This window comes from Pantoea coffeiphila (assembly GCF_016909495.1).
Classification (GTDB): domain Bacteria; phylum Pseudomonadota; class Gammaproteobacteria; order Enterobacterales; family Enterobacteriaceae; genus Erwinia; species Erwinia coffeiphila.
On record NZ_JAFBFW010000001.1, the window covers coordinates 324700 to 338703 of the forward strand.

Below are 14004 nucleotides of genomic sequence, written 5' to 3' on the forward strand. Positions count from 1 at the left end.
TGCTTATCATAGTACTGGCGCTACCCGTCAACGAGGAGAAAACCCGTGAGTGAGATCCAGCTGCCCGCCAGCACGGCGCAAAAAAACCGTCAGCTGCTGGCCACCTTCCTGCGCAGCCGTCGTGAAAACCTGGACCCGATTCGCCTCGGCATGCCGCATCATCGCCCGCGCCGAACCCCTGGCCTGCGCCGGGAAGAGGTAGCGCAGCTGGCCGACGTCGGCGTTACCTGGTACACCTGGCTGGAGCAGGGGCGGGAAATTAATGTCTCGGCCAAAACCCTGTCGGCGATTGCTACTGCGTTACAGTGTAACGAAGCGGAAACCCAGCATCTGTTCCAGCTGGCCGGGCATGCCTCGCCCGCCTCGGTGGCGGCGAAAACCTGCGCCACCGTTTCCGCCCACGGGCAGATCCTGCTGGACAGCCTGAATCCGCTGCCGGCGATTATTCAGTCGCTGCACTTCGATATCATCGGCTACAACCCGGCATGGTGTCGGCTGATGAACGTTGAACTGGAAACCATCCCGCAGAGCGATCGTAACTGCATCCTGCTGGCGTTTACCCACCCGCAGTGGCGAGCGGCGATTGCCGATCAGGACGTTCTGATGCCGCATATGGTGGCGCTGTTTCGCACTCAGATGGCGGATCACCTCGACGATCCCCGCTGGCAGGCGCTGCTGGAGCGGCTGATGGCGGAGTCCGAAGAGTTTCGCGACCTGTGGCCGCGCTATGAAATCCGTGCGATAGATAATCAGGTGAAGCGTTTTTATCATCCCAGGACCGGCATGATGACGCTCAGGCAGAATAACTGGTGGTCGGCACCGCGCAATGGCGATCGCCTGCTGGTGTACATTCCTAACGATGAAGAGAGTGCCGCTGCGCTGCGCAGCATTACGGACTGAGCCGCTCGGTTGAGCGCAAATAAATGATAACGACGGAGACACTCTGGTTAGCAGAAAAATACCTGAACGATTGAGTCGTCATATTCCGCAGAAAAGTCCCCATTCCCTGTTATTTTGCGTTACCCTGGACGGGTCAGGCGACATGCTTATGTCGCCGTTTTCATTTAACAGGGAGTCACACTGATGAATCAACGTCCAACGGTTGCCGTGCTGGGTCTTGGCGCGATGGGGCACGCCTTTGCCGCCAATCTGCTGAAAAATGATTTTACCGTTTCTGGCTGGAACAGAACCCGGGCGCGCGGTGAGGATCTGCTGGCGGCGGGATTACAGCTGACCGACAGTGCGGAGCAGGCGGTAGCGTCCGCCGATGTGGTGATTGCCATGCTGTCCGACGGCGACACCACCCAGGCGGTGCTTAATGATGTCTTACCGCAGCTGAAGCAGGGCGCGGTGGTCTGCCAGATGGGCACCATTGGCATTGCGGCAACAGAGCAGTTAATTGCGACATTTAATCAGCGTCGCCCGGATGCGGTATTTATTGACGCTCCGGTTTCCGGCACCAAGGCACCGGCGGAAAATGCGCAGATTCTGATCCTCGCCAGCGGCGATCGTCAGCGTGCGGCGGCTATCGAGCCGGTATTTGCCGCGATCTCCAAAGGGGCGAAATGGCTGGGCGAAGCCGGTGCCGGTTCAAAAATGAAGCTGGTCGCCAATGCGTGGCTGGTTTCCATGGTTGAAGGTCTGGCGGAAAGTACCCGCCTGGCCGAACAGCTGGGCTTCTCGCCGGATGATTTCTGGCAGGTGCTGGACGGCGGTCCGCTGGCTGCCCCGTATGTGAAAGGCAAGCTGGCGATGATTGCCGGGGGCGAGTATCCGCCGCAAATGCATCTGACCTGGGCGCTGAAAGATGCACGACTGGCGCTGGAGGCCGCAGGCGATACCGCGATGCCGGGCCTGGAAACTATCGCCGCTCTGTGGCAAAAGGCGGTCGATGCCGGATACGGTGAGAAAGATCTCTCGGTAATTTATCGCTATTTACAGGAAAATAAGGCCTGATTTAACGGGGTGCTGTTCGGCACCCCGACAATATTTCCCGTCAAATCATTATGATAGAACCAATAGCCCATAGTGCTTAGTGAGCGGCTTCAAAAGTGTAACCAGGTTTGTTATATTATTAGCCTGATGTATTTTATAGTTAACTGATTTTTAATGCTTTTTATTCCAGTGTTTCATCCGCAGATGGACGGCAAAAAGCCAGGATCACATCATGCTTGATAATCGTTTTCCTACCGCCCTGCAAATGGTGCTCTGCATTGCCAAGGCGGATAGCGAGGATAAGCGCTGCACCAGCAAGATTCTCGCAGATGGCCTCGACGCCAACCCGAGTTTCGTACGTAAACTGATGGTGCCGCTGACTCGCGACGGTATTATTGTTTCCACGCTGGGCCGTTGTGGCACCATTCGTCTTGGTCGCCCGGCAGAGCAGATTACCCTGTGTGAAATCTACACCTCGGTGACCAATGATAAGCCGCTGATGGCCAGCCGACCTGAAGTTCCGGCACGCTGCGTGGTCAGCGCTAACGCCTGCCGCTTTTTTAAAGAGCTGGCGAAAGAGGCCGAGCAGGCGTCCCTTGACGTGCTGGCCCGGCGTACCGTTGCCGATGCGCTGCGCGAAATTATGCAGCGAGACTGGACCGACGCCGAAGCGCGCTGCGCCTCCTGATTTTTTCCTCTTAAAAATTCCCTCCCGCAGGCCGGTATCGCTGCGGGTTCATGACGCTTTCTGATTTAAGTTTTGCCCGTCTGTAGTCGCTCATAATGGATGAGTTACGATTTAAACAGCATTTAATGCAACAATAAAACTTGCATTAAAATCGGCGTTGTCTTACCGTTGTTAAGTGCACTCATCATAGTTGCCTTTTACTCTCAGCGAGAATCAGGTCGGGGCACATCAGGTTGATAACAACACCAAATTTAACAACATCAGGGGAAGACCGATGAGCCATGATGATTTTATTAACGATCTTGTAAAGTGGATCGATACCCATATTGAAGGGAAGATGGATTTAGACACCGTTGCCGATCGCGCGGGCTATTCGAAGTGGCACTTACAGCGGATGTTTAAGCAGCATACCGGCTATGCGCTGGGTGAGTATATTCGTGAACGTCGCCTGAAAAAATCCGCTGAACGCCTCGCCAGGGGCGGTGAGCCGATTCTGGATGTCGCTATCAGTTTTGGTTTTGATTCGCAGCAGTCGTTTAACCGCAGCTTCAAACGTCAGTTTGGTCAGTCACCGGGCGCATGGCGCCGCCAGGTTCAGATCGCTGCTCACGCCTGATAGTGTTATTGCTGGCAGGCGGAGCGGAATTCCGCTCCACCGCCGGCAGTGTTTTCTTTCTACCACTTCACCGTTCCGCGCTGCCAAGCCAGCGATCGATCGCGAATGGCAAACAGCAGGCTAATCAGCGACGAGAACAGCAGGGCCATCACAATCAGCGCCCCGTACATATTGGCATAGGCCGCCCAGCCCTGAGCCCACTGTAAATACCAGCCCAGTCCCGACTTCACCCCCATCATTTCGGCCGCCACCAGCACCGAGAACGATGCGCCCAGCCCCATAAACAGCCCGACAAACACCTGCGGCAGCGATGCCGGCACCGCCACGCGCAGCACCAGAAACAGTGTGTTGGCTCCCAGCGTGCGCGCCACATCGTAGTAGCGCTGGTCAACGCTGGCGACGCCCGACCAGGTCAGTACCGTCACCGGGAACCAGGTGGCCAGCGCGATCAGGAATACGGCAGCGGAGAAGCTGGACGGGAAAAAGTACAGCGACAGCGGCAGCAGCGCGGTCGATGGCACCGGGCCGAGGAAGCGCAGCAGCGGATGCACCCAGTAGCCCAGGCCTCGCGACCAGCCGATCGCCACCCCGGTAATAAAGCCAGTGATGCTGCCAAAAATAAAGCCCAGCGCCAGCAGGCGCAGCGAATTCAGCACGCTGTCACCCAAGCGGAACCAGTCCGTGGCCCAGGCTTCAACCAGCGCACGCGGCGGCGCGAAGAACGGGGCAGGCAGCAGGGCCAGCTTGGCGGTTGCCGCCTCCCAGATACCGATCAGGATCGCCAGCGCCACCAGCCAGCGCCCGCCGCGTTGAAACGGTGCCAGAAGCTTAGGGATCGCCAGCAGGCGTCCGAAGACCACGATTAAGGTTAGTGCGGCAGCAAGGATGAAAAACACCCGGTGCGTTTCAGCAACAAAACGCGGTGGGGCGAACCCCACCGGCTTATCCGGCCAGTAAATCATCAGTGCCACCAGACCCCACCAGGCAAAAACCGCCAGGATCAGCGCAGGGTTAAGCCGGACCGATGCGGAGCGGCTGGCTGTCCGCGGTGGCGTCAGGGTTTCACTGGACATACTTCCTCCTTATGCTGAATGCTGGTGCGCCGGAGCAGCAGGCAGCACGTCAGGCACATAGTGAGCAGCGAAGCGCTGTGCGTCGGTATCTTCGCGGATCACCTTGATGGTTTTCAGCTCGTTCAGATAGGTCACCACTTCCTTGCGCAGCTGTTCGCCGGTGGAGTGATGGTTGTGGGTATGTTCGCGCAGCATGGCGGCGATATCATCCGGGGAAACATTGCCCGGTACGAACGGCGCAAAGATCTTCGCGGTTTCTGCCGGGTGATCCGCCGTCCACTGCTGCGCGTCGATAATCGCCTGGGTAATGGCTCGCGCCACCTCCGGCTGTTCACGTACCAGCGAACCGCGTAGCCCCAGCACGCAGCAGGCGAGGTTGTGATATTCACCGTTCAGGTTGTTATCCACTTCAATCAGGCCGTCATGCTTTTTAATCAGCCAGCCTTGCGGATCGTCCGCCGCCAGCGCCTGCACTTCGCCCTTGCGCAGCGCCTCGCCGAACAGATCGGCCGGGTACTGCACCCAGTTCACCTGAGTGTCGGGATCGATGCCGAGTTTTGCCAGCTGAATGGCAAAGAAGTTACGCAGCGGGCTGGCCTGATCGGTCACCGCCACATTTTTGCCTACCAGGTCGCGCACGCTTTTAATGCCGCTGTCTTTGCTGGTCAGCAGGCGCATACAGCCGCCGTGCGTCCCGACGGTCAGATCGACATCAAAGCCCTGTTCCAGCGGTTTCAGCCAGCGCAGCGCCATACCAATACCGCCATCCGCCTGACCGGTGGCAATCGCCTGCAGCAGGGCATCCGTCGGTCCGCTAAAGTTCACCGGCTCAACGTTCAGACCGTACTTTTTAAAGAACCCCTGCTTCAGGGCGACTGAAATCGGCGACTGACACACCGCCGTCTGGCCCCAGGCCAGCTTAACGGTGGTTAACTTGCTGGTGTCTTCACCCGCCGCCCACACCGGTAACGCCGGTGCTGCCACCAGTCCTGCACCCACCACACCCAGAGTCTGAATAAAACTACGCCGTGAAATCCCACGTGAAATCGTCATGCTTGTTATCCCTGTTGACTGAATTATGTCCGCACTATGGCAATTTTTTTTACATCGCCAAAATAACAATCTCTCATTTTCAATTGCGAATTCGCGTTATCCACCGGGCTGTAAACCTTTGCCACTATTGATATTTCACGTGCGGTAAAAAAAACGGAATAGTCAGCGTATTACGGATTAATGAGGTGAACCGATGTCACTGGCAGAACAACTGGATACGGCCTTCGGGCTTGAATTAACCATCAATCAGGTCAGCCATGCTTTTCATCTCGACGGGCAGAGCCTGGCGGTTTTAGACAATGTGTCTCTGAAAGTTGATGCGGGAGAATTCGTTGCGCTGCTGGGGCCGTCCGGCTGCGGGAAATCAACCCTCCTGCGGCTGGTGGCGGGCCTGGATCATCCAACTCAGGGCGAGATCTTTGAGGATCGACAGCCGCTGACCGCACCGCATCCCAGCCGGGTGGTGGTGTTTCAGGACCCGACGCTTTATCCGTGGCGCCGGGTGTGGCGCAACGTCGCCATTGGCCTGCAAACGCAGGGCAAACTGACGCCGCAAGGGCGCGAACGCATCGACCAGACGCTGGAAAAAGTGGGCCTCAGTCAGTTTGCTAACGCCTGGCCGCATCAGCTTTCCGGTGGTATGGCGCAGCGAGCGGCGCTGGCCCGGGCGCTGGTCAACCATCCGCGACTGCTGATTCTGGATGAGCCACTGGGCAAGCTGGACTCGCTGACCCGCATTCGTATGCAGCACGAGCTGGTGGAGCTGTGGCGCGAACAGCGCTTTACCGCGCTGATGGTGACTCACGATGTTGAGGAAGCCCTGCTGATGGCGAACCGGGTGGTGGTCTTCAGCCCGCGCCCGGCAAGAATTATTGAAACTATTCATGTCGATCTGCCGTACCCGCGCCGCCGCAACGATCCGCGCCTGATCGCGCTGCGATCGAAAGCGCTGGCGCTGCTGGGTGCTGAAGCCACTGAAGTGACCGAGGATGCTGATAATGACCATTAATAATTCCATTACCGAGCTGGTGGGCAACACGCCGCTGCTGCGACTGTCGCGCTTTCGTCAGCAGTTTGAACTGCCTGCGGAGATCCTCGCCAAGCTGGAGTATTTCAACCCTAATCACAGCGTGAAAGATCGTATCGCGCTGTCGATGATCGAAGAGGCCGAACGCAGCGGCCGACTCAAACCGGGCGATACCATCGCCGACTCGACCAGCGGTAACACCGGCATCGGGCTGGCGGCCATTGCGGCGGCCAAAGGCTATCCGTTCCGCGTCTATCTGCACGACAAGCTGAGCGAAGAGCGCTTCCAGATCCTGCGCGCGCTGGGGGCAGAAGTGATCCCGTTCAGCCAGGTTGAAGGCTTTACCGAGGTGCTGGAGCAGAGCGACGGCGATTTTGTTGCCGCCTCACGCTGGCTGGCGGAAAACGTGATTAATCGCCAGCCCAACGTCTTTCATACCGCCCAGCTGGAAAACCCGGCCAACCCGGCGGCGCACTATCGCACCACCGGTCCGGAAATCTGGCAGCAGACCGAAGGGCAGGTGGATATCGTTATTGCCGCGGTCGGCACCGGCGGCACGGTGTCCGGCATCGGCCGCTATCTGAAGCAGCACAATCCGGCGATTCAGGTGATTGCGGTTGAACCCGGCCCGCATTCCATTCCGACCGCAGATCGCCCTGAGCAGCGTGAATTAACCGGCGTGCACGCCTTCAGCGAGGTTCTGCCGGAGCGCGTACCGCCAACGCTTGACCGCAGCATCGTCGATGAGGCTTTCCCGGTGGAGCACTGGCAGGCAACCGCCGCCGCCCGCGAAGTGGCGGTCAGCGACGGCATTCTGATTGGCGAATCCGCCGGTGGCGTACTGCATGCCGCTCGCGAGGTGGCGCTGCGCCCTGAAAATCACGGCAAACGCATTGTGGTGGTGCTGGCGGACAGCGGCCTGAGCTATCTCTCCACCGGTCTGTTTAACCATGACATTACCCCCGGCCAGCTGCAGGTTGCTGCGCTGGTCAGCAATCAACAAATAAAAAACGCTTCATAACCCGACGCAGAGAATTTTCATGAGCCAGATTACATCGTTACCGATCCTTGACCTGTCGCAGCTGGACGGCACCGCCGAGCAGCAGCAGGCCTTCCTCGACAAGCTGGGCCGTTCCGCCCGCGACGTCGGCTTCTTTTATCTGATCAACCACGGCATTGATGCCGAACTGTCGGCACAGGTACAGCAGCTTTCCCGCCGCTTCTTTGCGCTGTCGGAGGCGGACAAGCAGCAGGTGGCGATGATCCACTCGCCGCATTTTCGCGGTTACAACCGCGCCGGTTCCGAACTGACCCGTAGCCAGCCGGACTGGCGCGAGCAGTTCGACGTCGGCGCGGAACGCGCACCGCTGCCGCTGGATAGCGGTGACGCAGGCTGGAAACGCCTGCAGGGGCCGAACCTGTGGCCGGAGGCGCTGCCGGAGCTGAAGCCGGTGCTGCTGGCATGGCAAAAAGCGATGACCACCATGTCGCTGCGCCTGCTGCGTGCCTTTGCCCGTGCTCTGGAACTGGCTCCCGACGCCTTCGATTCTCTGTACGGCGATAAGCCAAACGAACATATCAAACTGATCCGCTACCCGGGCCAGACGGCGGAAACGTCGAGCCAGGGCGTGGGTGCGCATAAAGATTCCGGTTTCCTCAGCTTCCTGTTGCAGGATCAGCAGCGCGGTTTGCAGGTGGAAGTGGCTCCTGACCAGTGGGTAGATGCCCTGCCGCTGAACGGTGCCTTTGTGGTGAATATTGGTGAACTGCTGGAGCTGGCCAGCAACGGCTATCTGCGTGCCACGGTGCACCGCGTGGTCGCACCGCCTGCGGATCAGGATCGCCTGTCGATCGCCTTCTTCCTCGGTGCGCAGCTCGATGCGGTGGTGCCGGTATTTAATCTGCCGGAACCCCTCGCCCGCCTGGCGCTCGGCCCGGCCAGCGACCCGCTCAATCCGCTGCTGCGCGATGTGGGCTGGAACTATCTGAAAGGGCGTCTGCGTTCCCATCCCGATGTGGCGCAGCGCTGGTACAACGAATTATTACAACAACAACCTCAACACACAGCCTGATTTAAGGAACAACAATGAACAAACGTTTTGCCGCTTTATCATTCTCAGGGATTGCCTTATCCGTGGCGATGGCTTTCAGCGTTAACGCTGCCGAACCGCTGCGCGTGGCTGCCGATCCGGTGCCGCACGCCGAGATCCTCAACTTCGTGAAAAAACTCGATCCGTCGCTGGATCTTAAAATTATCGAGCTGAGCAGCGGCGTGAACGCCAACGAGCTGCTGGCGCATGGCGATGTGGATGCCAACTATTTCCAGCACGTGCCGTATCTGCGCGATCAGGAAAAAGCGCTGGGCCAGAAATTCACCGTTGCCGCCACGGTGCATATCGAACCGCTGGGCATCTATTCCCGCAAGGTGAAAAGCCTGAAGGATGTGAAGGAAGGCGCAACTATCGCCGTACCGAATAACACCACCAACCTGAGCCGTGCGCTGTATCTGTTGCAGGCACAGGGACTGATCAAACTGAAAGCGGGCTATAACGATCCGTCGAAGGATCAGGCGACGCCGAAAGATATCGCCGAGAACCCGAAAAAGCTGAAGATTCTGGAAGTGGAATCGCCGCAGATCCCACGCGCGCTGGATGACGTTGACCTGGCGGTGATCAACGGCAACTACGCGCTGGAAGCGGGGCTGACGCCATCGAAAGATGCGCTGGGCCTGGAAAGCGCTACCAACAACCCGTATGCCAACATTCTGGCGACCACGCCAAAACTGGCTGATGACCCGCGTATTCGCCAGCTGGCGAAGGACCTGGAGTCAAAAGAGGTGGCCGATTTTATTCAGCAGAACTATCGCGGATCGGTGATCCCGGTAGCGGGTAAATAAAATGATTCGCCTGGAGCAGGTCAGTAAAATTTACGCCGGGGGGCAACCCCCTGCACTGGATGATGTGTCACTGGTTATCCCCGATGGGGCAATCTACGGCATTCTTGGCCGCAGCGGTGCGGGAAAAAGTACGCTGATCCGCTGTCTTAATTTACTGGAAAGGCCAACGTCCGGGCGCGTGCTGATCGACGACCAGGATATCACCGCGCTGACGCCGCGCGCACTGCGGCAGCAGCGTCAGCGCAGCGGGATGATTTTTCAGCATTTCAACCTGCTGCATTCGCGAACCGTGGCCGATAACGTCGCGGTGCCGCTGGAGATCGCCGGGGTGAAACGCCCGCAGCGCCAGCAGCGGGTGAACGAACTGCTCGAGCTGGTAGGGTTAAGTGAAAAAGCGACCGCCTGGCCGTCACAGCTTTCCGGCGGGCAGCAGCAGCGCGTGGGGATTGCCCGCGCGCTGGCGGCCCGGCCCGATTACCTGCTGTGCGATGAGGCCACCAGCGCGCTGGATTCGGAAACCACCGCCTCGGTACTGGCGCTGCTGCAACAAATCAATCAGCAGTTTGGCCTGACGATTGTGATGATCACCCACCAGCTGGAGGTGGTGAAATCAATCTGCGATCACGCCGCGCTGCTGGAGCGTGGGCGACTGCGGGAGAGCGGGGCGCTGAGCACGCTGCTGCGGCAGCAGGATTCTTTACTGCGAAACGCACTACTGCACGATGCGGAGAGCGAACGCCGCTTCCTGCAACGCCACGGTATTGAAGGAGGCCCACTGTGCGCGGTAGCCTGAGCCTTGAAGACCTGTGGCAGCTGATGCTACAGGCAACCCTGGAAACGCTGTATATGGTCGGTTTTTCCGGGCTGTTTACCCTGGTGATTGGATTGCCGCTGGGCGTGCTGCTGTTTATCAGCCGTCGCGATGGCATTCTGCCGCTGCCGCGGGTGAATGCGGTCGTCGGAGCGATAGTTAACGTTGGCCGTTCGCTGCCGTTTCTGGTGCTGCTGATTGCGCTGATCCCGACAACCCGCTTTATTGTCGGCACCACGCTCGGCAGCAGCGCGGCGATTGTGCCGATCACCATCGGCGCGGTGCCGTTTTTTGCCCGTATTGTAGAAAGCGCGCTGGATGAAGTGGCGAAAGGGCGCATCGAGGCGATGCTCTCCATGGGCGGCAACGACTGGCACGTGGTCAGCAAGGTACTGCTGCCGGAGGCGCTGCCCGCGCTGCTGGCCGGCGTGACGCTGACGGTGGTGATGCTGATTGGTTTCTCTTCACTGGCCGGGGTTATCGGCGGCGGCGGGCTGGGCGATCTGGCGATTCGCTACGGCTATCAGCGGTTTAACCAGCCGGTGATGATTGCCACCGTGATCGTGCTGATTGCGCTGGTGCAGGTTGTGCAAATGACCGGCGACCGGCTGGTAAGAAGCCTGGCACATCGTCGTTAATTCAGCACCATAGCGTGATGGCATAGTATACTGTCTGAATTCGCATTACTTTTCTTCTTTCAGACAGGGTACGTCATGGAAATTCGTCATGCCATAAAAACGCAGTGGTGCCAGACCGTTAGCTATGGGCTGATTTTTATCGCGCTGTTTGCCATTTTTCCTCTGCGGCTGCTGCCGTGTTTTCTGGCCGGGTTCATCGTCTATGAAATCATTCTGGCGATGACCCCGTACATTGAACGTCTGGTGAAAGGACCGATTGCCCGCTGGATCAGCATCTTATTCCTCAGCATGGTGATTATCCTCGGACTGGTTACCGGCATTACCAAACTGATTAGCTTTCTGCTGCACGACTTCCAGAACCCCGCGATGTTTCACGCCACTGCTACCAAAATCCTTGAGGATGCCCAACATACCCTGTCGCCGGTGGTGACCCGCTACCTGCCTGCGGACATCGATGAACTTCAGCATAAGGTGATCACCTGGCTGCGCGAGCATCTGGTGGTGGTGCAGACCTTCGGCCGCAGCGCCGCCCACACCTTTGCAACTATGCTGATCGGCATGCTGCTCGGCGCAATTATCTCTCTGCGCAACAGCAAGCTCCGCAGCGACGACGCGCCGCTGAAAGAGGCGATGCTCGACCGCCTGCGTACCCTGGCCGACTCCTTCCATAATGTGGTGTTTGCGCAGATCAAAGTCTCGCTGGTGAATACCGTGCTGACCTGCGGCTTCCTGTTTGGCATCCTGCCGCTGTTTGGCCTGCATCTGCCGTTTGCCAAAACCGTGGTAGTGCTGACCTTCATTGCCGGGCTGCTGCCAATTATTGGCAACCTGATTTCCAATACGGTGATCGTGCTGATCGGGCTTTCCATCTCGCTTGAGGCGGCGCTGATTGCGCTGGTCTATCTGATCCTGATTCACAAGCTGGAGTACTTTATCAACGCGCGTATTTTCGGCACCCGCATCAGCGCCAAAACCTGGGAAATTCTGCTGGCGATGCTGGTGTTTGAATCTGCCTTTGGGCTGGCGGGCGTGGTGGCGGCACCGGTGTACTACGCCTATCTGAAAAGTGAACTGCGGGCAGCGCGGCTGATCTAACCTTCATCAAGGATTTTTATGTTAGCGTTCGGCAGCTCGCTGTGGCACCAGTTTCTTATCGCGATCCCTCTGTTTGTGCTGATCGGCCTCGGCTGGCTGCTGGTGCGTTGGCGGCGCTGGCCGGAAAGCATTACCGAAGCGATAAACCGGCTGGTGTTTCGCGTGGCGCTGCCGTCGATGCTGTTCCGCCTGATGTGCGATTTCAGCAGCGGCCCGCCGGTGGATGCCCGCCTGCTGCTGGCGTTCTTTGGCGGCTGCCTGCTGGTATTTATTCTCGGCAGGGTGATTGCCAGCCGGGTGTTCCACCTTGATGGCGTGTCCGGTTCGGTGTTTGCGCTGGGCGGCATCTTCTCCAATAACGTTCTGCTCGGCCTGCCGATTGCACGCGTGATGCTTGGCGACGAAGCCATTCCTGCGGTGGCGCTGGTGCTGGTATTTAACGGTCTGCTGCTGTGGACGCTGGCAACGGTTTCGGTGGAGTGGTTTAAGCACGGTTCGCTGAGCGTAAAGGGCTTTGGCAAAACGGCAGTCAGCGTGCTGCGCAACCCGCTGATTATCGGCATCCTCAGCGGCACGCTGTTCAGCCTGACCGGGCTGCCGCTGCCGCAGATGATTGACCAGCCTGTATCCATGCTCGGCCAGATCGCCGTGCCGCTGGCGCTGGTGGCGCTGGGTATGAGCCTGGCGTGCTATCGCATTAAGGACGGCCTGGCCATTGGCGGCGTACTGAGCGCGATCAAGCTGGTCGTGCATCCGCTGGTGGTGTGGGGTCTGGCCTGGCTGCTGGGCCTGCCGCCGCTGGAGAGTAAAGTGGTGGTGCTGCTGGCCTCAATGGCGGTGGGCGTGAACGTGTATCTTATGTCGCAGCAGTTTAACGCTCTGACCGGACCGGCTGCGACAAGCATGCTTTTGACGACGTTATTTTCGGCAATTTCCACGCCAGTTCTGATACTTACGATGGACTGGGTTTATGGGTGATTGCTCTGGATTTCTTAGCGCGGTCATCTTTACTGTTTTGGTCATCTACTCCTGGTAGATTCATCTAGCTGAATTACCTTTTGCGCGGTGATGCGATGGATGGATCTGCAGGGATGTTTAGGAGGGGGCGAGACGGTTGTTAACTGATGTGGATGGCGATTCGGTTTGCTGGGCACTATCAGATAGGGGAGTCCGCTTTGTGCCAGGAGCGGACATTCCCAGCGCTATTGATAGCTATGTTCAGTACGCCATTATATGATTATGCAATCCAACCGAGGACTCACAAGAAGAGTCTATAAATACTAAGATGCTGAGGATTGATATGGGCGATGTATCAATTATTACTAATGCTCTTGGGCGTTTTGCCAACAATATGCGACTCTATGGGGAAGCATTTTTAAGATACCGAGAATTGGTAGCAATCGACCGTGAAGAGGCTATACACAACTTAGATCGAGCATTTGAGCAAAATCTTGAGGGTTTTCATACGTTATATGATGTATCACAAGCGATATTTGACTTCCATGAGCATCCTGAGACTAGCCTCTTAATTTCAATTCGAAATGCTCTTCATCACCGTGATCATCCTCTATTCCATAGTCTTCTCCAGACTATTTGGTTGGATGGGAAACCTGAGCATCTACTTGGGGCTGAATATTTAATTGCTAGGCATCGAACGACAGGTGGCAATCCTCCGTTGATGATGCATTTGATAAAGTTAGAAGATGTTTATAGTCGCTTAGATCCACGCAGCGAATCGGACTACTTAAACCCAATGGGTAAAGCAAATGCTTTATCCAGATTCGTCTCTCTGGAAAATGGCTTGGCCTTTGAAAAAGTGTGGGAAAAAACGAAAGTAGATCGATACCCCACAAAGCAAGTGTATTTAGACTTGTTGCCGATATTCAATTCTGCTGTTTCTAGAGTTTTTACTGCATTGGATAATGCTGGAGTGTTATTCCAAGGGTTTGATGCAAATGCTTATAAATCCGTATTTATTGAAGAATTAAAAACTGATCTTCAGCATTTTGATTTTTTTGGTCTTAGAATAAATGCGCTACAGATTGAGTTGGGTCCAAAATTTACAATCCAAGAAGCTTCTATCCGACGAGGTTGTACCTATCAAGGGATGATGGTAGACGAATAGGTATAATGGCACACTAAATTTGAGTCAAGAGCATTTATTCGACAATT

At 57.1% G+C, this 14004-nt stretch carries 15 protein-coding genes; 13 read left to right on the forward strand and 2 right to left on the reverse strand.

The genetic code is table 11. The features are described 5' to 3' along the window. Positions 1-45: 45 nt before the first annotated feature. The 4 genes from JOE09_RS01475 (at position 46) to JOE09_RS01490 (ending at position 3239) form a co-directional block, all read left to right on the forward strand. Entirely contained in the window at positions 46-900 is an 855-nt protein-coding gene (locus JOE09_RS01475) for a helix-turn-helix transcriptional regulator (protein ID WP_205064526.1), read from the forward strand. A gap of 183 nt (positions 901-1083) precedes the next feature. After that, positions 1084-1956, forward strand: coding sequence for an NAD(P)-dependent oxidoreductase (locus JOE09_RS01480; protein ID WP_205064527.1), 873 nt, complete (start codon positions 1084-1086; stop codon positions 1954-1956). Positions 1957-2167: 211 nt separating this feature from the next. After that, a complete protein-coding gene (locus tag JOE09_RS01485) occupies positions 2168-2623 on the forward strand; it encodes an RrF2 family transcriptional regulator (protein WP_205064528.1) in 456 nt (151 codons plus the stop codon). A 274-nt stretch (positions 2624-2897) separates the two neighbouring features. Further along, positions 2898-3239, forward strand: coding sequence for a helix-turn-helix domain-containing protein (locus JOE09_RS01490; RefSeq protein ID WP_105593739.1), 342 nt, complete (start codon positions 2898-2900; stop codon positions 3237-3239). Between the two features lie 59 nt (positions 3240-3298). Here JOE09_RS01490 and JOE09_RS01495 read toward each other — a convergent pair whose 3' ends face one another. Together JOE09_RS01495 and JOE09_RS01500 are read right to left on the reverse strand one after the other, a co-directional pair. Continuing rightward, positions 3299-4312: an ABC transporter permease gene (locus JOE09_RS01495; RefSeq protein ID WP_205064529.1), complete on the reverse strand. Its 1014-nt coding sequence runs from the start codon at positions 4310-4312 to the stop codon at positions 3299-3301. A gap of 9 nt (positions 4313-4321) precedes the next feature. Further along, a complete protein-coding gene (locus tag JOE09_RS01500) occupies positions 4322-5365 on the reverse strand; it encodes an ABC transporter substrate-binding protein (RefSeq protein ID WP_200546894.1) in 1044 nt (347 codons plus the stop codon). 193 nt (positions 5366-5558) lie between these two features. Here JOE09_RS01500 and JOE09_RS01505 point away from each other — a divergent pair, with 193 nt between their 5' ends. The 9 genes from JOE09_RS01505 to JOE09_RS01545 all read left to right on the forward strand — a co-directional run bounded on the left by JOE09_RS01505 (position 5559) and on the right by JOE09_RS01545 (position 13957). Beyond that, positions 5559-6374 carry an ABC transporter ATP-binding protein gene (locus tag JOE09_RS01505; protein WP_205064530.1) on the forward strand — a complete coding sequence of 272 codons (816 nt, stop codon included), beginning with the start codon at positions 5559-5561 and terminating at the stop codon, positions 6372-6374. Continuing rightward, positions 6364-7413: a PLP-dependent cysteine synthase family protein gene (locus JOE09_RS01510; protein WP_205064531.1), complete on the forward strand. Its 1050-nt coding sequence runs from the start codon at positions 6364-6366 to the stop codon at positions 7411-7413. Before JOE09_RS01505 ends, JOE09_RS01510 begins: the two co-directional genes overlap by 11 nt. Before the next feature lie 19 nt (positions 7414-7432). Then, positions 7433-8464, forward strand: a complete 1032-nt coding sequence (locus JOE09_RS01515; RefSeq protein ID WP_105593743.1) for an isopenicillin N synthase family dioxygenase — start codon at positions 7433-7435, stop codon at positions 8462-8464. Positions 8465-8532: 68 nt separating this feature from the next. Continuing rightward, positions 8533-9288, forward strand: coding sequence for a MetQ/NlpA family ABC transporter substrate-binding protein (locus JOE09_RS01520; RefSeq protein ID WP_370569501.1), 756 nt, complete (start codon positions 8533-8535; stop codon positions 9286-9288). A 1-nt stretch (position 9289) separates the two neighbouring features. Further along, entirely contained in the window at positions 9290-10081 is a 792-nt protein-coding gene (locus tag JOE09_RS01525; protein WP_200546890.1) for a methionine ABC transporter ATP-binding protein, read from the forward strand. Then, the gene (locus JOE09_RS01530; protein WP_205065084.1) at positions 10078-10737 is read left to right on the forward strand and encodes a methionine ABC transporter permease; all 660 of its coding nucleotides are present in this window, start codon (positions 10078-10080) and stop codon (positions 10735-10737) included. The genes JOE09_RS01525 and JOE09_RS01530 overlap by 4 nt, the downstream gene beginning before the upstream one ends. Positions 10738-10812: 75 nt before the next feature. Next, positions 10813-11832, forward strand: a complete 1020-nt coding sequence (locus tag JOE09_RS01535) for an AI-2E family transporter (protein WP_105593746.1) — start codon at positions 10813-10815, stop codon at positions 11830-11832. Between the two features lie 18 nt (positions 11833-11850). Next, on the forward strand, positions 11851-12810 hold the full coding sequence (locus JOE09_RS01540; protein ID WP_205064532.1) for an AEC family transporter: 960 nt from the start codon (positions 11851-11853) through the stop codon (positions 12808-12810). Between the two features lie 322 nt (positions 12811-13132). Continuing rightward, a complete protein-coding gene (locus JOE09_RS01545) occupies positions 13133-13957 on the forward strand; it encodes a hypothetical protein (RefSeq protein ID WP_205064533.1) in 825 nt (274 codons plus the stop codon). Positions 13958-14004 lie beyond the last annotated feature (47 nt).

Excerpts from the sequence above, each read along its gene's own strand:
- JOE09_RS01540 (WP_205064532.1), top strand. The coding sequence starts at position 11,851 with ATGTTAGCGTTCGGCAGCTCGCTGTGGCACCAGTTTCTTATCGCGATC.
- JOE09_RS01510 (WP_205064531.1), top strand. The coding sequence starts at position 6,364 with ATGACCATTAATAATTCCATTACCGAGCTGGTGGGCAACACGCCGCTG.
- JOE09_RS01495 (WP_205064529.1), bottom strand. The coding sequence starts at position 4,312 with ATGTCCAGTGAAACCCTGACGCCACCGCGGACAGCCAGCCGCTCCGCA.
- JOE09_RS01545 (WP_205064533.1), top strand. The coding sequence starts at position 13,133 with ATGGGCGATGTATCAATTATTACTAATGCTCTTGGGCGTTTTGCCAAC.
- JOE09_RS01500 (WP_200546894.1), bottom strand. The coding sequence starts at position 5,365 with ATGACGATTTCACGTGGGATTTCACGGCGTAGTTTTATTCAGACTCTG.
- JOE09_RS01525 (WP_200546890.1), top strand. The coding sequence starts at position 9,290 with ATGATTCGCCTGGAGCAGGTCAGTAAAATTTACGCCGGGGGGCAACCC.
- JOE09_RS01490 (WP_105593739.1), top strand. The coding sequence starts at position 2,898 with ATGAGCCATGATGATTTTATTAACGATCTTGTAAAGTGGATCGATACC.
- JOE09_RS01515 (WP_105593743.1), top strand. The coding sequence starts at position 7,433 with ATGAGCCAGATTACATCGTTACCGATCCTTGACCTGTCGCAGCTGGAC.
- JOE09_RS01520 (WP_370569501.1), top strand. The coding sequence starts at position 8,533 with ATGGCTTTCAGCGTTAACGCTGCCGAACCGCTGCGCGTGGCTGCCGAT.
- JOE09_RS01480 (WP_205064527.1), top strand. The coding sequence starts at position 1,084 with ATGAATCAACGTCCAACGGTTGCCGTGCTGGGTCTTGGCGCGATGGGG.
- JOE09_RS01505 (WP_205064530.1), top strand. The coding sequence starts at position 5,559 with ATGTCACTGGCAGAACAACTGGATACGGCCTTCGGGCTTGAATTAACC.
- JOE09_RS01485 (WP_205064528.1), top strand. The coding sequence starts at position 2,168 with ATGCTTGATAATCGTTTTCCTACCGCCCTGCAAATGGTGCTCTGCATT.
- JOE09_RS01535 (WP_105593746.1), top strand. The coding sequence starts at position 10,813 with ATGGAAATTCGTCATGCCATAAAAACGCAGTGGTGCCAGACCGTTAGC.